Source organism: Bifidobacterium apicola (assembly GCF_042846865.1).
In the GTDB taxonomy this organism is placed as follows: domain Bacteria; phylum Actinomycetota; class Actinomycetes; order Actinomycetales; family Bifidobacteriaceae; genus Bombiscardovia; species Bombiscardovia apicola.
This window is the reverse complement of the sequence record NZ_BAAFQQ010000001.1, coordinates 901,813-924,347: the sequence shown is the minus strand read 5'-3', so window position 1 is coordinate 924,347 and position 22,535 is coordinate 901,813. Positions and strand designations below refer to the sequence as shown.

Sequence of the window (22,535 nt, the reverse complement as noted above, 5' to 3'; positions counted from 1 at the left end):
AATTCCTTACTGGAATTCCTTACTGGGCGATGAATCCGCCGTCCACAACGAATTCGGCACCCAGCGCGAACTTGGATTCGTCACTGGCCAGATAGACGCAGATCTCGCCGATGTCCTGAGGCTCGCCGATATGGCCCAGGGGCGTCAGCTTGCTCATCCTGTCCTCAAGGCTTTGGCTGATCAGAGGAGTCTTGATGAATCCGGGATGGACCGAGTTGATGCGAACGCCGTAACCGTTGTTAGCGGAATCCAGAGCAGCGGACTTGGTGAGCAGCCTGGTGCCGCCCTTGCTGGCGTTGTAGGCTCCGGCCCGGCTCAGACCCACGAAGCCTTCGATGGAGGAGATGTTGATAATGGATCCGCCGCGGCCTTTCATGACCCGCATGCCATGCTTTGTGCCCAGGAAGGTTCCGTTCAGGTTGATGGCGATGATCTTCTTCCAGTCATCGTAGCTTTCCTCGTCCATGGTGACACCCTTATCGCCGATGCCGGCATTGTTGACCACGGTAGTCAGCTGGCCCAGCTCCTTTTCAACGGTGTCGATGGTGGAGACCCACTGGTCCTCATCAGTCACGTCCAGTGTGTGGAAGACGACCTGTCCGGGGTGCTCCTGCATGAAGCTGCGGGAGGCATCGCTCTCCTTGATGTCGGTAAGGGCCACCTTGGCTCCCTCACGGACGAAGCATTCGGCGATGCCCACGCCCATGCCGCCGGTTCCTCCGGTGATGATGGCTACCTTACCTTGTAGACGATCAGTCATATCCACTCCTTTATAGAGATGTGCTGTCGTATTCCATCCTATGCGATGGCATGCACACGCTATCTATCGATGAATCCCAGTCCGAGCAGGAAGGCCCGGGTCTGCATAGGATCCTTGAATACTGCGGTGTTGCCTAGGATCCGCTTGCAGACATCGCCCAACTCCCGGCGTATGGCCGAACGAATCCGTTGAGGATCGCGCGATCCCCCCAGCATGACCGTCAGCTCATCCCACTGATTGCGGAATTCTTTCAAGGACACTGGAAGATCCTCGCCGTCTTCCAGGGCCCGGGCAAGTCTTGTCAGCTGGGGCACCAAGCGACCTGGCAGAACGAAGAGACCCTGGGCTTCGATTAATCCAATGGGCTCCTGCTTGATGGCGTAGAATTCAGGATGAACGTGGAAGATGCCGTCCGGATACTGCTCGCTGACCCCGTTGTTGCGCAGAATCAGGTTCATCTCGTATCCCCGATCAGTGATGAGCGCACTGGGCGAGAGCGCTGATTGACGGCCCCGGGGACCCTGTGGGCGGATGTTCAGAGTTTCGTCGGAGTAATCGATCCAGCCGCGCCGGATCAGGTCGCTTACCTCGATGATGGCCTCCCGATCGTGGCCTATCAGGCGGATGGCCGTGCCTGGCCAGTCCGGAATCTCGATCAGAATGCCAGACGTGTCAGGCAGGGACATGGCCATTCTGGCCGGCGCCTTATGCAGAGGCAGGATCTCTCCTCCGCCCTGGTAGTGGTCGTGGGCCAGCACTGACCCGCCGATTCCCGGCAGGGCGGCGTTGCACCCTAGGAAGTAGCCCGGGAAACGATCCACGAAGTCCAGAAGATTGCCAAAAGTCTCTCGGTCCACACGCATGGGTCTGTGTTCCGCATTGACGCATATGCCGTGCTGGTCGAAGTAGCCGTAGGGGGAGAACTGCCAGAACCAGGGATGGCCGCCGAGGGTCATGCCTAGAGTGCGCAGGGTGCTTCTGCCTCGTCCGGCGAAACCTTCGTTGGTCCTGCATATGGTGCATGCCGGGTAGCCGCTGCCTACCCGATTGCCGGCTGCGGCTTTGGCCATGGTGCGGAACTCGGGTTTGGCCTGGTTGATGGTGATGATCAGGCCCTGGGACTCGAACCTGGGGTTGTGATCCAAGTCGGTTTTTTTGATGTAGGCCGATGCGATCCCGTAGCCATAGAGCCAGCGCATGGCGGCCATGGGTCCCTTTTCTGCCTCAACAGCGGCGAATCTGTCGGCCACCTGGGATGGGGAACGGGTGATCTGGCCCATGATGCGATCAGTGACCGCTGCATCCCGATCGGCTGTGAATACGCCTGCGGCGTGGGCATCCCGGCAAAAAGCCGCCAGCAAGTCGGTGATCTCTTCGGCTGTAGAGCCTTGACTCGTCGATCCTTGCGCGGCAGCCCGGTCGCCAGGAGTATAGGAGTCCAAATCCAGCAGCGCCAGCAGACGGTTGCGCGTCCAGTCCGTGTCGCGCTCGTCCAATTCCAGATGTCGACGAGCAAAGTCCAGAAGGGCATCCAGGTCTGCATCCAGGGCAGGTTGTTTTTCAGACTCCCGTGGATCTGTCCGTAGGCTCATCTGGTGGCCTCCATGATTTGCCTGACCATGCTGGCAGTCTCATCTGTGGATTTTTCCATATGACGGGCCAGAGTCACTTGGGTGCGGCAGCGCACCAGATTGTGCTCAGGATAGGCGACAGCGAAGTAGGTGTCCCCCTGCAGGTAGTCGGTCAGGAATCGCATGCCGCATTCCTCGGTCATCAGCACGGCGCTCAGGGGAAGCAGCCGGGCTTCCCGATCGGTGATGCTTGAGCGGACTGCCCCGATGAACCCTTGGGCGTAGGCCTGGAAAAGATCAATGTCAAAGTGCACCTTCCCCAAGTCCTGCTCGTCCTCCAGCGCAGTGGAGGCCCCGAAGCGGATGGAATCCCCGAAGTCGAAGAGCATCGAGCCGGGCATGATCGTGTCCAGATCGATGATTGCCCTGGCTTGGCCGGTGGTCTCGTCCATGAGAATGTTGTTGAGCTTGGTATCGTTGTGGGTCACCCTCAGGGGGATGGTCCCATCTGCCAGGCCCTTCATCACGGTGTCGTAACGATCCGCGCGCTGTCGGAAGAAATCAATCTCCTCCAGGCATTCCTTGACCCGGCCTCGGCGGTCATTCTCCACAGCTGTCATCAGATCACGGAAGCGCTTGGGCGTGTCATGGAAATGGGGGATGGTCACGTTTAGCTGGGAGGCATCGAAGCCGGCCAGATAATTCTGGAAACGTCCAAAAGCGTCTCCGGCGTTGCGAAAGACCTGAGGGTTGGGCACCATCTCGTAGGATCGCGTGTGCTCGATGAATTTGTAGACCCGCCAGGCCCCTTGGTCGCTTTGGTACCAGGATGCGCCCTGATTGGTGGGCACGATGTCCAGGGTCTCCTGTCCTTGCGTGCGCAGGAAATCGGTGACCAGCTCGATGTTGTGCATCAGGGCAGCAGTGTCTGGGAAAACTGTCGTGTTCATCTGCTGCAGAATGTACCGGTGCCGGTCGGTCCTGGCCAGGTAGGTGACATTGATATGCCCGTTGCCGTAGGGGGTGACGTCCTCCAGGTTGCCTTCCATGGCGAAATGTTCCGCCGCCTGACGTGGTGTGCTCTCATCGATTTTCATGATCCCTCTTTTCCGAAGGCAGCGGCTGCCAGACCATGGCGGAGGGTTCCAGGTCAAGGACTCGGCTTGCTCCGCCGGGAAGATGGATCTCGGTCCTCTGCTCCATTCCGCTGTTGTTGATCACGCAGAAGGTTCCGGCCTGCGGAAAGACGGCCACCTCGCATTCAGGATTGTCGCTGCTCCACTTCCGGTACTGACCCTCCTTGCGGGCCGCCCAGAACAGGGCTCGCTCCAGCAGGCGGGCGTTGACTGCCGAATAGGGCAGGCCAGACAGGTATACTCCGCGTCCGTTGCCATAGTCGCGCACAGCCAGCTGGACCTGGCCGCCATCGGCTTTGAGCAGGTCTGTACGTCCATCGATGGGGTAGGTGTCGAGAATCGGATGGCCGAAGTCGGCAGGGGCATTCTCCGGCAGATCATGGATGATGAAGTGGTCTTGGATGGGTGGAGTGAAGTGTTTGTCCACAGAAAGTGTCCAGTAGCGCTCCTGATCCACGCCGAAGATATCAGCCAGCTGGAAGAAGCGTCCCTGCCAGTCCAGAGCCGTGGGCTGGCCGACTCCGATCAGGCCGCCGCCGTTCTCCGTCCAAGTGCGCAGGATCCGGATCAGCTCAGGGTTCTTCCAAACCGCTCCGCCGCTGAAGGCGGTGCCTTCCGGACCGCCGCAGATGATGACGTCGATGTCCGGGTCTACGCCCTGATTCAGCAAATCGTCAAAGCTGATGAAACGGACGGAGACTCGCATGCCCGAGAGGGCCTCCAGGATGCCATAGTAGGAGGCAGTCTGCTGGTTGGGCAGGGCGTGGGCCACGGTGTAGGCCATCCAGGAGCGCATGGCCCCCCAGGAGTTGAGCACCGCAACGGTCAGCTGTGTGGCGGCTGGGCGGCTTCCGGTGTGCCGGTGCAGGTCGCGGAACTCCTCGGCGATGGCTGCTACGGTGTCCACGAACTTGGGGAACTTCATCGCAAGTGAGGGGTAGCCGCCGTAGCCCATGCGGGATATGGGGCTGCGCAGGATGGCCCGTCGGGCCTTCCTCCAGTTGTCCAAGCCCTCGATGCTGGGGTCGTTGCCCTCATGGAAGGTGTCAGGGAAGAAATATGGAAGAAATCGCCCCTCGGTGTATCGGACGCCGGGGACGTCGGCGATCATGCGCAGGGTGGTTCCGTCGCCGACGGATCCGACCACGGCATCCAGTTTGAGATCGGAGAACCCGGGCCGATAGGGTTCGGTGCCGATCCACTGGTCGCCTAGGAACATCATTGCTTCCTTGCCGGCTGCGTGGGTCATGTCGACCATCGTGGCCGCATTGTCCCTTACGAAACGGCTGATGAAGTCCATCCAGTCGCGCTGTGTTCGCGTGGGCACCAGGAAGGAGGAATTGTAGGTGCCGTTCCGAACGAAGTCCTCGGCCCGTGGGCGGTATCCGTACTCCTGTGAGAAATCCTCGATGGCTCTAGGGCTGACCGTACAGGCGTAGCCCAGCCAGTCGACGATCTTTTCCTGCTGATCCTGGTCGTAGAGCAGCGTGAACTGATAGAAGAAGGTGGTGAAGCGAACCACGTCGGTGGAGGGATTCTCATCCAGCCATCGGGCGAAAGCCTTCATGGCGAAGTCGCGGGTGGCAGGGTGGTAGATATCCAGAGGAATCTGGTGCTCCCGGTCGCCCCAGTCGTTGGTCAGGTGGTTGTACATCTCCACGGGATCCCAGATGATTCGGGCCAGGAAGGTGACCGTATATTCATGCATCGGCATGGCACCCTCGATGTGGACGCGGTCCAAGACGGGATCCAGATTCCAGGATTCGTCGGGCAGCACCGCACCGGTGGTCCGGTCTATCACCTCCCAGTATCGGTGGGGGTCGTCATCGCGGTTGGGGGTGAATTGCTGATCGAAGAAGCTGGCCATCAGATCGATGTCGACCCGCCCGTTCTGAGCCAGAACCCGATCGGTCAGCAGGAAGACCTGTGGCGTCTCGTCCATATGCTCGCGGATCCACTCGTTATAGCCTCTGGCCGGGAAATATGCGCTGTAGACTTTCTTGCCCAGCCCCAGAAGTTCCTTGTCCAGACTGGTGCCGTCGGAGTTGCGGATGGCATCCGCCCCCCACCGTTGGCAAAGCTCCTCGGTTTGCTTGACGAAATGCTCCTCGCCAGGCAACGTGAATCGGCCTGTGGTGCTCATATGTCAGCATGCTCCTTCGCGGATGTATAGGTTGTCGGTGGATGAGCTTCAGCCTTTGACGGCGCCGGCGGCGAGACCGGCCTGCCAGAACCGCTGCAGGCATAGGAAGAGGATGATGACCGGCAGCACGCCCAGCAGGGCCCCCATCATCAGGGCGCCTCTGTCGTTGAAGGTGGGCAGGGAGACCATGCCATACAGACCCAGGGTCACTGGGTAGAGCCCCTCTCCGGAGAGCATCATCAGCGGCAGCAGGAAGTTGTTCCAGGTGGCTACGAACAGGAAGAGGAAGATGGTCACCATGGCCGGCGCCAGCAGCCTGAGGACGATGGTGAAGAAGATGCGCGCCTCGCCGGCTCCGTCGATTCTGGCTGCCTCCAGCAGTTCCGTGGGCACTGAACTCTGCGCATATACCCTTCCTAGGAAGAATCCGAAGGGCGAGACCGAGCAGGGGATGATGATGGACAGCATGGTGTTGTCCAAATGCAGTGCCTGGAAGATGGCGTACTGAGGAATGGTCATCAGCGCGGCAGGCATGAGCAGGGATGCCATGACGACGGCCATCGCTATGCCCTTCCCGCGGAAGTTGAATTTAGCTGTTCCATAGCCGGCCATGACCGAGACGATGGTTCCGATCACTGCGGATACGCCTGAGTAGATCAACGAATTGGCAACCCACTGCCAGAACCTGGCATGTGTCCAGCCCAGCAGCTTGCTGTAGTTGGTGGCGATGGCGCCGGGCAGGTCCTTGAGGCTCGATGCGAACCAGATGCCATTGCTGCCGATCAGCTGGGAGGGCGACTTTGTAGAGGCGATGATGGCCCAGTAGATGGGGAAGAGGAAGTAGATCAAGGTGATGATCAGGACGGCCACGGTGATGATCTTGGCCAGGTGGGAGGGGCGCATGGAACGTGGCAGTTCCTGGGCGGCTCCGCTTCTTGAGTGAAAGATGCGCATTATTCGTTCACCTTCCTTTCAATCCAGGCGTAGAGGAATGCCAGCACGCCGGCAATCAGGGCCATGACGATGGCGATGGCCGATGCCGGACCATTGCCCTTGGGGGTCAATGTCCCACGGGAGGTGTTCATGGCCATCATCATGGGCGTGAAGGAGTTGGAGATGCCCGGATCTGCTGTCTGCATGACCTGGGGCTCATTGAAGAGCTGGATGGTGCCGATGATGGAGAGCAGCATGGCCAGCAGGGCGGCGCCGCGCACATTGGGCAGCTTGATGTGCAAGGCGATCTGCAGGCCGGTGGCCCCGTCAATTCGAGCCGCCTCGTACAAATCATGAGGGATGGCCTGCAAGGCCGCTAGGAAGATAAGCATATTGTATCCGGTGAAGGTCCATGTGGTGATGTTGGCCATGGATGCCAACACGACCTTGCCGGCGAAGAAATCTACCGTGATGCCCAGGGAAGACAGGCCCTTGACGATGGGCGATATCTGCGGGTTGTAGAGGAAGACCCAGATGATGGATGCGACCACCCCGGGGATGGCATAGGGCAGGAAGTATCCCAGTCGGAAGGGGGTCACGTGCTTGACCATGTAGGAATCCAGCACCATGGCCAGCGCCAGGGCGGCGATGATCATGATGGGCACCTGAATCAGGGTGTAAATCAGCACTCGCCCGATCCCTGACCAGAAAGCGGCCGAAGTCACCACATACTTGAAGTTGGTCAGACCCACGAATTTATTGACCATGGTTCCGCCTCCATAGGCTCCGCCGCCCGAGGCGACATCCTGGAAGAAGCTGGAATAAATGGCATAGATGATGGGGATGATGAAGACCACGATGAACAGGATGCCGAAGGGGGCCATGAAAGCCCAACCCGTGCGTTCGGCCCGTTTCACCGCATCCGAGCGTCCCGTTCTGCCCGGTCGGGCAGCTGACGACCGCCGTGTAGCACTCATTCTGGGTACACCTGTCCTTGTCTTGAAGAGAAAATGGGATTGTGGCCGAGCATGTTTAGGACCCGAAACGCGTTCACCGGCTTCGGGTCCCAAACTTCGGGGATGGTCCCGCTCGGCCCTGATGGCGTCGACTACTTGGCGACGGCCAGGCCGTAGTCCTTGAGGGTGGCTACAGAGGTGGTCTGTGCCTGCGAGAAGACGTCAGCAACCTTGGCCTGCCCGGTGGCAGCCTTGGCGGCGGTTTCTGTCATGGCCGCAGCCACAGAGGAGAAGCCAGGCATGTAGGTGAAGTCGCCCATGTTCTTGTTGGCAGTGGCGAACTCCTTCATGAGGTCCTGATCGCCGAAGAAGGATGACCAGCTCTCAGGGGTCTTTGCGTCCTCGGTGGTGGCGGCCAGCACGAGACCCTGGGAGGTCAGGTCCTTGACCTGCGTGTTGAACCAATTGAGGAACTCCATAGCCTCGGCAGGATGCTTGCTGCCCTTGAGCACAGCGACGCCGGATCCGCCGTCGGGGCTGGATTTGCCGGAGTTGCCGAACCAGTCGCCAAGCTGGGCTACGCGCCAGTCGCCCTTGCCGGTATCGCCCATGGTGTCAACGATAAGAGGTGCCTCCCAGGCGGAGCCCACAGTGCCGATCAGCTGGCCGTTCTTGAGCGACGCATCGAAAGAGGGGTCCCAGCGGGGATTTGTCGGGGCGGCCTTGGCATCCAGCAGCTGCTGATAAACGTCGGCCACCTGCTTGGAGCCGTCGGTCTGGGTGTCCACCACCCAGGCATCGTTCTTCACGGTGTACCAGGGCTTGGTGGCGCCGGCTAGGCCGGGCATCATGTTGCCGGCTTCGTCGGGCTGGTAGGACATGATGTACTTGCCCTGTGCGGCCGTCTTCTTGGCGGTTTCGATCAGCTGATCCTTGGAGGTGGGCACTGAAATGCCCAGCTTGTCGAATTCGGCCTTGTTATAGAAATAGACCAGTGGGCCGGTGTCCTGGGGCAGGCCGAACATCTTGCCGTCAATGCCCATAAGCTTGTATGCGCCGGGGGAGAAGTTGCTCTTGTACTTGGAGGCTTGGGCGCTGACGTCCTCCAGCATGCTCTTGGTGTAGACCTCCGGCAGTTCTGCATAGCCCACCTGGGCCAGATCCGGTGCATTGCCAGCCTTGACGTCGGTCTCCAGCTTCTTGATCATCTCGGCCGACTTGCCGTTGAACTTGGTCGCCTTGACCTGGATGTTGGGGTGGGACTTGTTCCACCGCGCGACAATGTCATTGACGGGGGTCATGTTCGGCTTGTCCGGCAACCGGTGCAGGTAGGTGATCTGCACCTTTTCGCTCGACTTGGAAGACTCGCTTTCGGATGAGGACTTTGACGTTCCCGATGAGCCGCAGCCCGACAGGGCTATGCTCAGGGCCGCCAGCGACGTCACCGCGGCAAGTAGTCGTTTCCTTTCAGATATCATTTCCCGCTCCTTTACGGTAAATGGCCGTCGTCGTCACCAGACGACCAGTCTCAGGTTAACACACCCGGTCTAATTGTCAACACTATTTACAATTTATTGGCCAGTCTTTTTCCTTGGTTGCCAAGAGCATTTTTCAGGCATGGCCTTGGTTTTGCCGGCTTCATGTAAGTCCTGTCCGATTATGCTGACTTGTTGAGAAATTTATATCAGGGTGCAATTGCTTGTTGGCGATACTAAAAGGGGCGGCGGGGCACAAGACCTCGCCGCCCCTTTTAGTCAGCGGTGCTTGTTATTAGTTAACTTCGTTTCCCATGACTGCGTCTGGTCAGGAGGAGTCCAGCGGTCAGACCGACCATGACAATGACCAGCAGGGAGGTTACCGCGACGCCTGTCGCCGATAGCCATCCGTCCTGTCCATGGCCATTGGGATGGGTTGGCTTCTGCTGAACATTCCCATTGCCGGTGCCGGTGATCGGATTCTTTCCAGGATCTGATCCCGTGCCGATGCCGCCTGTGCCAGTTCCGGGTTTCGCGGGTTGAAGCCCGTTGATGGCCGTCTGCAGATTGACGGCAGCCAAGGCCACCTGATAGGCCGTGGCGTGGTCGTCGGCCAACACCTGCTTGGCTTTGGACAGCTTGTCCTGCAAGGTCTTCCAGCTGTCTGAACTGTATCCGGCCTCCTTGAGCCCGGCAGCCTGATTCACCAGATCCTGCAGCTCGCCCTTGTCCACAGGTTCAGCAATGGTCGGCAGGGCGCGATCGGTGGTCAGGCGGAGCTCGGCTGCTGATACATAACGGTTGGCTTCCGAGCTGCTCATGCCAGTGGTCTCGGTTGCGGTCAATCTGACTGCGACCACATTGGAGACCGGCGCGAAGGAGATCTTCTGCCAGGTTGTCTGCGTGCTGAAGGTGCCGGTTATCTCCACCGGCTCCGACCTCTCGCTCTGGGTCAGAGTGATCTTGTAGCTCTTGATCTTGCCGTTGACCGAATCGCCGCCCGGCCGGGGGAGGTAACGCAGCCCATTGACGGTGGCGGGCTCGTGCAGGTTGAATTGGTACCAGGCTGAGCCGTCCTCAAGGGCATTCGCACCCCACTTGGTGTGCCAGTAGGTTGAGGGCTTGCCATCCTGGGCGTATTCCTTGGGTCCCTCGGTACCGCCGACATCGGGCTGTTCGCTGCCCGCGGTGACAGCATAGCTATCCTTGGCTATGTCACTGGCATCGCTTGCCTGCGAACCGGGTGCTGTGGCCATGTAGTCCTCAAGAGCGGTCAGGATTCCGTAGGCACGTGACCAGTCCTGCGGCCCTGAGCCGTCCTTTTCGATCAGCAGCCGCGCCTGATCCACCGTATGCAGGTAGGTCAGCCAAGCCTGGTCGCTGTACTTTGCCTGGCTGTCGTCGAAGCGATCCCGTACCTCTTGGAGTTTGGCTCGCGCCTCTTCCTGGGTCTTGGACTTGTCTGGAAGCCGTTCGATGCGCAGGTTGTCCAGGACGAAGTCCTGATATCCGCCGAAGTTGGCCGCATCGCCGGAAGTTCCCTGGCGGTCGGGGGCCTTGTCAGTCGAGTAGATGCCGAACCAGGAGGAATCCCGAGGTCCGCCAGTCAGCTCGAATTGGTAGTGGGCAGTGGTGCCTAGGGCCTTCTCCAAGGGTTTCAGCTGGGTGCGGGCCGGGTCGAACTCGCCCTGCCCCACGGCCAGAGCATAGGAGCCGGAGGAGCCGGCCTGGTAGTCGAAGGAGATTCGGTAGGTGGCTCCGGTAAGGAACCGGGCATTCTGGGGAATGGTTTGGTAGACCAAGGTGTTGCGTTCGGTAAGCCCGTTGATCTTGATCGACCAATCTCCCTGCAGCACATCGTCCATCTTCTTGACGTCCCAGCCCGCTTGAGTGTAGGGGGCGTGGAGCTCGGACAGATGGACGCGGTTGTCTTCCACGCCTTCTGCTCCCGAGACCACAAAGGGCCATATGCCTTGGGCGTTGTGCTCGAAGTCATTGGTCAAGGTTTTCACGCCGCCATCTGCGTCGGTTTCCAGACCCTTGTACTCGTTCTTCACCAGGCGCAAATTGTCGAAGTAGGCGGATCCGTCACCCTGATGTGAAAGGGTCAGAATCGTATTGCCCTGATCTGGCGCTGTGAAGAAGACGTACATGTTCTGGAAGAGGCTGCTGCCGTCTACTGTGGCGCAGTTGGTGTTGTGGGGATCGGCCTGTACGAAGTTCCTGGCTATGCTGCGTCCGGTGGAGTTGGTGGCCAGCACCTTGTCGCCGTTGCTGACCTCCAGGCGTGCCTGGCCGTCGCTTCGGTTATCCACGCCCACATAGAGGGCATAACGTGCGCCAGGCTCCAGATCTTTTATGGTCTGCGCGGATTCGACTCGGCCATCCAGCTTGAGCATAGGATTGCTGGAAGCGCTTTTGACGATGGCGGCACTCCCGGAACCCTTGGTCTGCCAGTTATCCTCAAGGCTTTTCTTCCCGCCGTTGAAGCCTGTGTCGACCAAGTGGGAACCTGTGCTCCAGATGACGTTCGGATTGGCTGAGGCCCCGCGATGAACCACGTATGGGGTTCCCGCTTTGGCGTTCAGAGTGATCTGCCCGTTGACTACGGGTATATCCAATGGGTCGGTCTTGCCCTGGTCGCTCAGTCGGTAAACCTTGACTGTAGACAGATTGTTCCAGGAGTCAGGCAGTGTCCAGGTGGTCGTGCCGCCGCGTGTGTTCCAGTGATAGAGCTTCTGGTCGTTCGCAGACAGGGGCTTGCCTGTCTTGGCATCCCAGAGCCATGGCAGCAGGTAGGACTCAGTGCCTTGGCCACTGCCGTCTCCGGGCGAGACCGCTCCCTGCAGGATGGTTCTACCGTCCAAGGTAATGGTGCGCTCGCGGTAGGCGGACGATGACTGGTCATTGGATCCACGGTCGATGACCACTTGGTGGCCCAGGTCGTCCTTCAGGATTATCCGCTCCTGGCCGTTGTTGGCTGACGGATCCTTGGGAGATTGCTGGTCCAAGGGATTGTTGACCCAGCGAATCACCTTGAAGTGCTGGATGAACTTGGTGGACAGATCATGGGTGTAAAGGTTGGCTATGTAGGCATCGTAATCGTTGCGGCCCTGCCAGCCTTCGAAGTCCTTCATGCTGTAGCCGCCTAGGAGAGGAGCATTGGCGGCGCCGCCGTAAGAGGGGTAGTCGCCGTCCCAGCTGTCCTTTTGGTGGTTGCGAAGGAAACGCATGACTTGGGAGTTCTGCCCCTTGCTGGTGTAGCCTCCGTAGGTCAGATCCGCCGCCCAGTGCTGGAAGGAGGCGTCATATTCGTTGGCTGCGCCGAATTCGGTGGCTACTCGCCAGCCGTTGTCGGTAATCATCTTCGAGAGCTTGCGGGTTTCCCAGGAGTCTTCGCTGCCGGAGGTCTGATTGCCCCAGACGTCCACATAGACGAAGTCCAGATTGTCGCCCACCTTTTTCTTCAGATCTCCGAACCTGTTTTGGCGGGAGCCTGATGCCAGATCGTGGATGCCGTCGATGCCGACCGCCTGATCAAGCCAGTTCCAGCCGTATTGCAGGCTGCCGTCAGTCCGGCGGCGAACCAGATCCTCGCTGAAGGCCTTGGCCTCCGGGTACATCTCGTCGGCGTTGACATGCACGCCGAAGCGGGCGCCCTGCTTGGCTCCCTCCTTCATCAGGGTGTTCATGTCCTTGGCGCCGCCCATTCGGGTGCCGATGTCTCCATAGTCCGGGTGGCCGGAATCATGTCCCTCGTTGGCGTAGCCCTTGAGCAGGACGGACTGGCCCAGTCCATCGGTGTTGAGAGCCACTTTCTTTACATTGTCCAAGGTGCTGAGGAAAGGATTCTGAGCCTGACTTCCGAAGTTCATGGCAATACGCCAGGAAACCAGATCAGGCACCTCCTGGGCCCCATAAGGGTTGTTCATGATGTCTCGGTAGGCGATGGCCCCGTCCTGCCAGTCGACCCTGCCGTCCTGATTCTCGTCGCCTGTGATGGCCACGGCCATCTTGGGCATTTCGGTCTGTTCGACTGTGAAAGAGCGGTTCTTGGAGTCCCGAACCTGGCGATGGTAGTACCAGGCAGGGCTGGATAGTCCGAGGGACGTCGATCCATGAATGCTGCTGATGTCTGTGAGCACGCGAGTGTTCCGAGCGCCTCCGGACATTGAGCTGCCCGCCGTGGTGCCGTCATGTTCGCTGTTGCTCCATAATCCGGCGCTCAGTGATCCTCCCGAGACGAATCCGTAGGCGTAATCGGATTTGTTGGGATCGACTGTGGTGTCGTCAGTTACGGGGAAGGTGGTGTCGCCGGGTACCTGGGTGTTCGAGGACATGCGTGCACCAGTGAATTGAGCTCCGTCCTGATCGCTGCTGACGGATACCAGATCCTGCCCGGGCAGGGCTATGGTCTGGATGGGGTGGTCTTCTCCAGCAGCGTTTTCGATCTTGGTGATGTCCAGGTGCAGGGTGTTGGCCTTGAGCCAGAGGGCCGCTGTCACGGTGGCATCGATATTCTGGTCGGGCTTTTGGGCGCGAAGCTGGTAAGTGGCCTTGTCTGTTCCCTGCTGGGTGAAAGTCACGTCCGAATCAGTCAGATCCATGTCTATGCCATTGATGTTCAGACGACGCAGATCCTCATGTCGGCCGTACATGACCCTGTTGTCCAGCTTGGTCATGGTGTATTGAACCACGGACGGGAAGTGCTTTCTGACCTGTACGCTCATCTCGGGGGTGCTCAGGGTGACCTTGGCCTCTGGGGTGGCTTTGTTCAGTTGCAAGGATCCCAGGTCCAGGTCGGCACGGTCCACCTGTATGTCCTTAGTGATGTCCTCGTAGCCCTGTTTTCCGATCTGCAGGGTGTATTTGCCTGATTTGATCTGCTTCAGGGTGAATGCGCCTTCGGCGTCTGTCATTGCCGAGGCTCCCGTCATATGGACCTTGGCCCCGGCGATGGCTCCGCCGTCTGCATCGACGATTCGTCCGACGACCGAGTGCAGATCGGCCGGGTCTTCCTTGAGCTTGAGCCTGACTTCAGTGATCTGGTTCTGGTAGACGCCAGCCTTCATGGCCAACTTTCCGGTTAGCGCGCCAGCCATTGGACCGTAGTCGACATCTTCGAAGGCCGCTCGCCCGTCTACGGTGAGTCCTGCGCGCTGACCGGTCCAAGTGATTCCTATCGTGGTCGGGGTATCCTGGGCCGGTGCCGGAAGTCTGGTTCCCGTGTACCACTGACCGTCCCCGCCGTAGCGCTGCCAGAACCATCCCCCGGAGTCATAGCCGATGAAGAGACCGGAGTTGGGATTGGCATACCCTAGATAGAAACCGAACCTGTTTTCTGTGCCAGGCTGGGGCGAGCTCATGGTAAGAGTCAGAGCTCCTGGGCTGGTGAAGTCGTAAGTGGTGGCGTCCAAAGCGATGGCCGGGTACTGGTCGCTGGCCGTCGTGGAATTGCCGTTGGCTGCTGAGGCCTTGAAGCGCAGCCAGCCATTGGACTTTTCCAGAACCTCGCTGCCTTTGACGGTAACGGGATCCAGAGACCATTTGTGGTCTGCGGGATTGACGGGAGTGATCCGTGGATTGATACCAGCAGCTCTGGTTCTTGCTCCCGATCCTGTAGCCAGGGTTGACGGAGCATTGGCTTGGTACGGCTGACTCCCCGTGGTAGCGAAGGCCGGGTCCGCGGCCCCTGCGGTGGCCAAGGCGAATACGGTCGCCAGGGTCATGGATATGATGCGTTTCATATTCTAGACAAGCCTCCTTGCCGTCCATGTGATGACGGGCGACCGACCCATAAATTCGCGGAAGAGACTGCCCGGAACTACAACATCATTATTGGGCCAGAACGTCACGTCAATGTCAAATGTAAGTGTAGTAAAGATAATGCTAGTACACAAGTCGAGATAGGTTTAAAAATCAGTCTTCATTATTTGTATATGTACTTGTCATATTTTGGAAACGAGGTTCTTTGGACCCTGTTTGCAGTTTCAGCGGCAGTTGATGCGCATGGGTGAATGTGGCAATAGCTGAGCAAGGCCCCTCTCTGCATTCATCGTTGCAGCATGTAATTCCATTGTTGTGTTGCGCCTCGATTACAAGCAGGTGTCGCTCAAGCTCAAGATCCGCTGGTTGGTCAAGACTAAGGGGAAGATATGGTTTCTGGTTTTCACCACCCGCCCGTAGAGGCACAGGCAGGGTGGCGAAAGGATGTGAATGCGGTCGTTGCAGGGTTCGGTCAGCTGGTTTGAGCGGCCGTTTTGCGAGTGCCTTTCAGCGGGATAATGCCTAGGAACAAGGCAGCGACCATGATCAGGATGCTCAGACCGAACATGATGATGTAGCCGTGGGGCTGGTCAGCGATGGCGCCCCAGAAGAGGGCGGCGAAGGCTGAGGCCAGAGATCCTACCATCTGAATGCGGGAGTAGATGTTGGTGTAGTCACGCGAGCCAAAGACCGCTGTAACCAGGATGGGCGTCTGCACAGTAGTGCAGGCGTAGACCAGACCGAAAGCAAAGGCCCCAAGCAGCAGCAGTGCGGGCAACCCAGGGAAGGCGACCATGAGACAGACGCCGAGAATGCCGCCGCCGATGCCCAGACAGAGCCCGCCCACGATGCTGCCGTCGTTGACCATGCCCAGGATGACCTTGCCGATGGCTTGACCGGCCATGCAGGAGGAGGCGATCAGACCTGTGTAGGCTGCCATGGATGGCAGGGATGCCGCATATGAGGGCAGGAACTGGTAGATGGTCTGATTCATCGTGATCAGGCCGCAGAAGAGCGCCAGTGCCCAGAAAGCAGGGGAATGCAGGGCCTTAGAAGCAGTCATGCCCACGGTCGAAGCGACAGGTTCCGAGTTCTTTTTGCCCTTGGCTCCGGCGTCCGTGCTCTTGGTGACTGCCTGAGCGGTCCTAGGCTGCTGGTCCTCGGCACCGTAGGGATGCAGGCCCATCTGCTCGGGCGTGCTGCGGATGACGAAGATGGTGAAGGGTAGGGTGACCACCAGAATGAGAATGGCGAAAACCAGGTATCCCCGCCTCCATCCATCAGGGGCGGATCTGATGATCATGGTGCCAATCTGGTTGAAGATTACTCCGCCTATGCCGGTGAAGGCCATGCACAGGCCGATGAAGAACCCGACCCGTTTGCGGAACCAAGCGTTGATGAGCGTAGGCACTGAAAGATAGAGGATGGCCGGCATGCCGATTCCCAGAATCACTCCGCACAGGTAGAACTGCCACATGGCGGATGATCGAGACATGCCCAGACAGCCGAGTCCGGCCAGGATGGTGCTTGCCGTCAGGACAATGCGCAGATCGTAGCGATGCATCAGCCATCCGGCCACTGGCAGGAAGAAGACCATGGTGATGCTGAATATGCTGAAATACCCGGTGAACGCGGCCTTGGGAACATGGAAGTAGCTGCTGACAGGTGTGAAAAAGATGCCTGCGCAGCTGCAGACCAGCGATACCGGGATGGCCGTGAAGACGATGCCCGACAACACGATCAGGTAGGGATAAACAGCCTGTTTTCGTGATGAGGGCCTTGTTGGTGTCGTCGACATTGCTGCGACCTTCCTCTTATGGAACCGGGACTAGCCAACTGCTGCTTGGTTTGTATGCTCCCATTGACTTGTGGCTCGGCTGCCCGGATGTCCACTATGGGGAATTTAAGAGCCAACTATAGTTCAATATTTGACCCTTACCTATCGTTACAATGCAGACTATGAGGTTTTTTGTCGTCGCTGTTGTTGTCTCCTACAACCGATCCAAACTCCTTCAGGAGTGCCTGGATGGCATAAGTGGCCAGTCCTGCAAGCCTGATCAAGTCCTTGTCGTGGACAACGCCAGCGAGGATGGATCGGTGGACGTGGTCTTGTCGCACCCCTTGAAGCCTGACCTGATCCGTTTGCATCACAATATGGGCGGTGCAGGAGGATTCGTGGCCGGAATGGCGGCGGCCTTGGCGAAGATTCCTCCTCAGCGCGAAGCCTATCTGTGGCTGATGGATGACGATGTGGTGCCCCAGCCCAATGCCCTGTCTGGTTTGCTCGATGCTGCCTCAGAGGCTCGTGCCGAGAATGGCTCCTGGCCGGCCGTTTTAGGTTCTGAAGCTGTCTGGATCGACGGCCGGGTACATGGCATGAACAAGCCCCGTCGTCGTCTGCCGATCAGAAGGGGCAGGCCGCAGTTGCAGGCCAGCGCCCATGCCTACCAGGTCCGCTCCCTGTCTTTCGTGTCCTGCCTGGTGAACGTCAAGGCCATCCAAGCTGCAGGAACCCTGCCGCGGGCTGCCTTCTTCCTTTGGAATGACGACTTCGAATATACTTCCAGACTGCTGAAATCGAGTATCGGTTATTATGTTCCTGCTAGTCGGGTATGGCATAAGACCAAGGTCTTTGGCTCCAGCGATGCCGATCCGGGTTCTCGCTTCTTCTATGAGGTGCGCAATAAAATATGGATGTTCCGATTCAGCAGGGGCAACTTCACAGCGATTGAGCTTCTGGCACTGCTTATTGCTACTGGCAGACGGTGGCTTCTTACCCTTGTCAGGGCGCATGATCGGCGGCAGATCCTGCAATGTTTGTCTCGGGGATTCAAAGCCGGCATGGCTGCACGCCCTGGCAGCAATCATGACCTGTTCGCCCAGGAACCCGATGTTCAGGCACTGATCGACCGTGTCGATCAGGGACGGCAGGCGGTGATCCGGTAGAGCTTCGCCCGGCCTTGGCTGTCGGCCAGTTGGAGGGCTTGAGGAACGGGGTGGAGGCCAGTGAAGATCTGGTGCTGAGGATCGTTGGCGACGTATGGTCCGCCCATATCCGCATACCAGTCAATGTGATGATCGGTCAGAATCCTGCATACCTGTGGGTCTGAGTCTATGTGTTCGAAGTTTGTGGCCAGGTAGGCATGATCATGGTCCCAATTCATATTCAGATGAGCGTAGAACGGTGTGGTACCGCCGACAGCCAGCATATATCCGCTGCCATTCCATGGGTCGGACAGGACTTGCTCGCGGTCTGATACATGACGGCCCATTCTCTTCATCAGCAGGAATTCGTCAGTTGACAGCATCGGAGCATCCGCGTTGTTGGCTGCGAAGGCATACGTTGAGACCAAGGTCTTTTCCATGGAGTCCAACTGCGGATTCACGGCGCAGAACAGCACGGCTACCATGGCTGCCAACATCGTAGCTGGTATCGATGTCATCTTCTCGGCTTGCGGTGCACGTTGTTTCACGGCTTCGATGACATGCTCCAAGGCTATGCCCATGATGGGTATGGCCACTACAGGCCAAGCGCAGAATAGGCGACGTTGATCCTTATACCACAAAGCAGTAAGGATTTTGGCCCAATCGGCATGGGTGCCTGCGCAGGCGACGAAGACCAGACCCAGCAGCAGGAAGGAGAACACAAGAATCATGTCCTTTCTGCTATGGTGCAAGCAGAGCACGATCAGTGCCAGGACCAAGGCCAGAGCCAGGGGCCAGTAGACCGGCAGCCGATGGTTGCCTGAATCGATGGGCTGTCCAAGCAGGAAGCGCGCTATAGCGGATGGCAGATCTTCCGTGGGCTGTGCCGGTCCGCCGTTGAGATGATCTGATATTTTCCGGGCAGGACCACGCAGGTACAGATTGTGGAAGATCTTTAGTCCAATAGCCAGCACGACCAGGAATCCCGCAGTCAGCACCCCGGCGGCTACGCGGAAACGATGCTTGTTGGTTTTGGCTAACCGCTTTCCTGCCCTGATCAGCCAAGACAGAGTCAGCGGCAGCACAAGAAGAGCGCCTGTCATCATGACTCTGAAATGACAGAAGGATACGGCGACGACGCTGAGAAGAATCCAGGCAAGGCCGACTACGGATCGGTGGCTTTCCTGCCATCCGTCTGTACACCAGGACCAGGTAAGCGCGATGAAGACGGGCAGTATGACCTGACCGGCGAACATGGAATATAAGGTGCCCCAATCCAGCAAGAGGAAGGGGAAGCCTGCGCAACATGAGGCAAGTACCGGTGCGAGCAGATCGCTCCACGCATGTCTGCCCAGCAGGGTTCTGATCAGAAAAAGCATGGAAACCGGCCATATCAGAGCAGCAAAGACCAGCCAGGTGCAGGTGACGGCGCTGACTGCCGTCGCTGGGCTGTAGGCCAGTGCTCCCATGGCAGCGAATTCCTGAAACGCTATGGGGTATATTTCCCTGATGGGCGGAAGAGCATGCAGGGATGAAGCCTGACCGGTGAGCGCAATTCGTGCCACTACGTTGTAGTGGAAGACCGAGTCGTAATTTTGCGTGACCTGATCCGGCGAAGGCGCGGCATGCATCAGCCTGATGCCGATGTTGCAGGCGGCCAGTGCCGTGCCGATGACTGCCGGAAAGAAGTGCCCCAATCGGAATCTGGCTTCTCCGTCATTCTTAGACAGCGTAGAGGGTTCTCGGCCAACTCCATCTGAAGTGCGAAAATGCTTGAAAAGCTGACGCGCTAGGAGAATGGCGGCAATGAGCGCTACGGCCGAAAGCCCGTAGGAACGCCAGCTCCAGGATATGCCGAGCGGCTGGAAGAGCACGCCATCAATGCCGGCAAGTGCAATGGAGACCACAGGGCCAAGCGCAGTCACGAAGATGGGTTTGCGGTTGCCCAGTGCCGCTACCAGCAGACACCCGGGCAGATACAGGGCTGCGATGATGAACAGCAGCAGTGGCCAGGATTGTTGCCAGGTCATCAGGGTTGATTGCATGGATCACTTCTTTCGGCTGTTGTTGACCGACTTCCCATGGAACCGGTTGAGCAGGGTGGTCATGATGGCATACAGACAGCTGCGTACTTGGTCGGGCAGCAGACGATAGCAAGCGCGGATGAGGATGTTCCTGACATATTGTATCGGACTGATGAACCCATCTTGCAGAAAATCGTTTTGCAGACGCAGCTCGTCGCGGAACATGCGCATGCCGCCCCTGCGGTGATACATAGCCGTATCGGATCGATAGAGGACCAGTGGTTCCTTGATGTTGCCGATATGTTCGCCAGCAACCAGCATGGTTTCCCAAAGACGGTAATCTTCAAAGCGCCCGGCATTCTCCGGGTAACCGCCCACCCTGCGCACGCTGGTTTTGCAAAAGGCCACGCTGGGGTGGTGCAAGGGGGAATGCAGGGTGGCATATGTCCGAAGTTCGGATCCTCCCTCTGGCAGATAGCGGATCCGGCCTGGAGCGTGCTCGTCTTTTGAAAACTCCTGGACGGCGCTGCCCAAGGCATCTAAGCCGGATGAGGCCAGCAGGGGGATGAGAACGCTGAATCTTGATGGGCGGGATATGTCGTCGCTGTCTGCCCTGGCAACCAGTTCGTACTTGCAGGACCTTAAACCTATATTTAGCGCGTGGGCAAGCCCTCTGTTGGCCTGCAGCCGCACAATCGTGAACTCGGGCATCTGATGGGCTCTGTCGGCGTGGAGCAACTGTGTCTTCAGCTCGGTCGGATATCGATCGATCAACTGGTCCAGTCCTCTGCTCAATGGACCGTCGCACACAACGACTACCTGATTGGGCATCAGCGTTTGTTCGATGGTGTCGGATTTCAAAGCGCGGGCAACGAAGGAGGGCGTGTCTCCGGCATAGACAGCCATCAGGAGCGAAAACGGAGTGTGACTCTGGTTCCTTGCGCTCATGGCAGTGCTGCCGCCTTTCTTCGTGGATTACTGCGTCGATTCTACATGCGCCCATGCTGGTGAGGTCTTGGCTGATCTGTTCTTCCCCAAAGGTTCAGTCCATTACCGCGCATTTGGTCATGATTGTGGGTGTCGATCTGGTTGCGGCAAAGACTTGCGCTTACAGCGACTCGAGGTTGTACCATCAGGCCGATTGAAGATCGAGGAAAGGTGAGACTGTTATGACAGTTGAGGATAAGACAGTGCTGATCACCGGAGCTTCGTCCGGTATTGGGGAGGCCACGGCGAGGCTGTTGGCGCAGCGAGGGGCCAAGGTGGTGCTGGGCGCTCGCCGCAAGGATCGGCTGGATAAGATTGTCAATGACATCGTTCAAGCGGGTGGCCAGGCGGCCTCCATGGCTCTGGACGTTACCGATCGGCAGGCCAATGAGGACTTCGTGGCTTTCGCCAAGGAGCAGTTCGGCGGGGTGGACGTGGTGTTCCTCAACGCTGGACTCATGCCTAACTCGCCACTGTCTGCCCTGCATGTGGACGAGTGGGATCGGACCATTGACGTCAATCTTAAAGGCGCACTGTACGGCATTGCTGCGGCTCTGCCGGAGTTCACCGGGCAGCGTCACGGACAGTTCATCGCTACTTCATCGGTGGCTGGTCTCAAAGCCTATCCGGGTGGAGCGGTCTACGGGGCAACCAAGTGGGGTCTGCGTGATCTGATGGAGGTGCTCAGGATGGAGTCCGCCCAGGAGGGGACCCGTATCCGCACCTCTACCATTTACCCGGCGGCCATTCGTACCGAGTTGCTGGATACCATCACAGACAAGCAGACCCTGGCCGATATGAACAAGACTTACGACAGCTATCAGATCGATCCCGAACGGGTGGCCCAGGTGGTGGCCTTTGCCATTGATCAGCCTGAGGATACCAATGTATCGGAATTCACCGTAGGCCCTACCATTCAGCCCTGGTGAATTCCTTCGCCGCTTCACTCAGTCGCTGCTGGAGGGAAGAAGACGAATGCCGGCCTGGGCCATGGCCTTTCGAGCCTCAACGCCCTGATCTTCGCTGACCGGGACAGTCAGATCTTCGAAGACCGTGACCTGGTAGCCCAGTTTTGCGGCATCCAAGGCCGTCTCCTTGACGCAGTGGGATTCGGCGATGCCTACTACGTCTACTTGGTCGACTCCTGCTTGCGCCAGTGCGTCGGCCAAAGTGACTCCAGATGACCTAGCCGCAGTGAATTCCTCCCTGCTCTGGATCCGATCAGTGTTGTCTTCGATGCCTTCGAATCCGGAGTAGGCGGCGGAATACTGGCCCTTTTTGAAGTGATGGGCTATGCCCAGCTCCCGAATTTCGGGATGAAGCTCCGCCCCGGGTGAGCCCGCCACGCCGTGCTTGGGCCAGGTGTCTACAAAATCCGGGTGATCGGACCAATGAGATCCAGGCTCGATGTGCCAATCCTGAGTGGTGGCCATGTAGGCGTAGCCCTTGGCATGGTCATGAACGTAGTCGGCGATTTTGCCAGCCGTGGCGTTGCCTCCCTCGACTCCCAGCTCACCTCCTTCGCAGAAGGTCGGTTGGACATCCACGACGATCAAAGCCTTGGACATGGTGATCACTCCCTTGGTCGATGCTGACGGCAAGCAGAGGAAATACCGTTTGAAGCTCGGCAAACATCCCTCTTGCGTATCAGTCTAATTCTCGCGGATGCATCAGCCCTTCCGCTTTAGTGCATGTGGACAAATATTACGGCGATTCAGCGTCTTATGGCCAAGATGATAAAGGAGACAGCAAGAGAGGTCAAACATGGCTGCGTCAGGCGGATCCATACGGACTTTTTAGATGTTTGCTTGGTAACCTAGGTGCCAGGATTGTAAGGGATTATATCGGGTGCTTCCTGG

14 protein-coding genes are annotated in these 22,535 nt (G+C 58.4%); 2 read left to right on the top strand and 12 right to left on the bottom strand.

Annotated features, from left to right (window positions below; genetic code table 11):
• Positions 1-19 precede the first annotated feature (19 nt).
• The 9 genes from ACGG9J_RS03900 to ACGG9J_RS03860 form a co-directional block, all read right to left on the bottom strand.
• Complete coding sequence (locus tag ACGG9J_RS03900; protein ID WP_390133797.1) at positions 20-760, bottom strand: SDR family oxidoreductase; 741 nt, start codon at positions 758-760, stop codon at positions 20-22.
• 59 nt (positions 761-819) lie between these two features.
• Entirely contained in the window at positions 820-2,352 is a 1,533-nt protein-coding gene (locus ACGG9J_RS03895) for a galactose-1-phosphate uridylyltransferase (protein ID WP_390133795.1), read from the bottom strand.
• Positions 2,349-3,428 carry a phosphotransferase enzyme family protein gene (locus ACGG9J_RS03890; RefSeq protein ID WP_390133793.1) on the bottom strand — a complete coding sequence of 360 codons (1,080 nt, stop codon included), beginning with the start codon at positions 3,426-3,428 and terminating at the stop codon, positions 2,349-2,351. Before ACGG9J_RS03890 ends, ACGG9J_RS03895 begins: the two co-directional genes overlap by 4 nt.
• Entirely contained in the window at positions 3,415-5,610 is a 2,196-nt protein-coding gene (gene gnpA / locus ACGG9J_RS03885) for a 1,3-beta-galactosyl-N-acetylhexosamine phosphorylase (protein ID WP_390133791.1), read from the bottom strand. Before gnpA ends, ACGG9J_RS03890 begins: the two co-directional genes overlap by 14 nt.
• A 48-nt stretch (positions 5,611-5,658) precedes the next feature.
• The gene (locus ACGG9J_RS03880; protein ID WP_390133789.1) at positions 5,659-6,564 is read right to left on the bottom strand and encodes a carbohydrate ABC transporter permease; all 906 of its coding nucleotides are present in this window, start codon (positions 6,562-6,564) and stop codon (positions 5,659-5,661) included.
• On the bottom strand, positions 6,564-7,520 hold the full coding sequence (locus tag ACGG9J_RS03875) for a carbohydrate ABC transporter permease (protein ID WP_198176904.1): 957 nt from the start codon (positions 7,518-7,520) through the stop codon (positions 6,564-6,566). Before ACGG9J_RS03875 ends, ACGG9J_RS03880 begins: the two co-directional genes overlap by 1 nt.
• 131 nt (positions 7,521-7,651) lie before the next feature.
• Positions 7,652-8,977 carry an ABC transporter substrate-binding protein gene (locus ACGG9J_RS03870; protein ID WP_390133787.1) on the bottom strand — a complete coding sequence of 442 codons (1,326 nt, stop codon included), beginning with the start codon at positions 8,975-8,977 and terminating at the stop codon, positions 7,652-7,654.
• A 296-nt stretch (positions 8,978-9,273) separates the two neighbouring features.
• Positions 9,274-14,721, bottom strand: coding sequence for an endo-alpha-N-acetylgalactosaminidase family protein (locus ACGG9J_RS03865; RefSeq protein ID WP_390133785.1), 5,448 nt, complete (start codon positions 14,719-14,721; stop codon positions 9,274-9,276).
• 491 nt (positions 14,722-15,212) lie between these two features.
• Complete coding sequence (locus ACGG9J_RS03860; RefSeq protein WP_390133783.1) at positions 15,213-16,538, bottom strand: MFS transporter; 1,326 nt, start codon at positions 16,536-16,538, stop codon at positions 15,213-15,215.
• A gap of 152 nt (positions 16,539-16,690) precedes the next feature.
• Here ACGG9J_RS03860 and ACGG9J_RS03855 point away from each other — a divergent pair, with 152 nt between their 5' ends.
• Positions 16,691-17,686: a glycosyltransferase gene (locus ACGG9J_RS03855; RefSeq protein ID WP_390133781.1), complete on the top strand. Its 996-nt coding sequence runs from the start codon at positions 16,691-16,693 to the stop codon at positions 17,684-17,686.
• On the opposite strand, the gene ACGG9J_RS03850 is transcribed toward ACGG9J_RS03855, so the two are convergent.
• A complete protein-coding gene (locus ACGG9J_RS03850) occupies positions 17,659-19,710 on the bottom strand; it encodes a DUF6541 family protein (RefSeq protein WP_390133779.1) in 2,052 nt (683 codons plus the stop codon). The genes ACGG9J_RS03855 and ACGG9J_RS03850 overlap by 28 nt on opposite strands.
• A gap of 3 nt (positions 19,711-19,713) precedes the next feature.
• Positions 19,714-20,637 (bottom strand): glycosyltransferase, encoded by a 924-nt coding sequence (locus tag ACGG9J_RS03845; RefSeq protein WP_390133777.1) that lies wholly within the window; start codon positions 20,635-20,637, stop codon positions 19,714-19,716.
• Positions 20,638-20,858: 221 nt separating this feature from the next.
• Between ACGG9J_RS03845 and ACGG9J_RS03840 the strand changes: the two genes are divergently transcribed.
• Positions 20,859-21,605, top strand: a complete 747-nt coding sequence (locus ACGG9J_RS03840) for an SDR family oxidoreductase (RefSeq protein ID WP_390133774.1) — start codon at positions 20,859-20,861, stop codon at positions 21,603-21,605.
• Positions 21,606-21,623: 18 nt separating this feature from the next.
• On the opposite strand, the gene ACGG9J_RS03835 is transcribed toward ACGG9J_RS03840, so the two are convergent.
• A complete protein-coding gene (locus tag ACGG9J_RS03835; RefSeq protein WP_390133772.1) occupies positions 21,624-22,244 on the bottom strand; it encodes an isochorismatase family protein in 621 nt (206 codons plus the stop codon).
• Between the last annotated feature and the right edge of the window lie 291 nt (positions 22,245-22,535).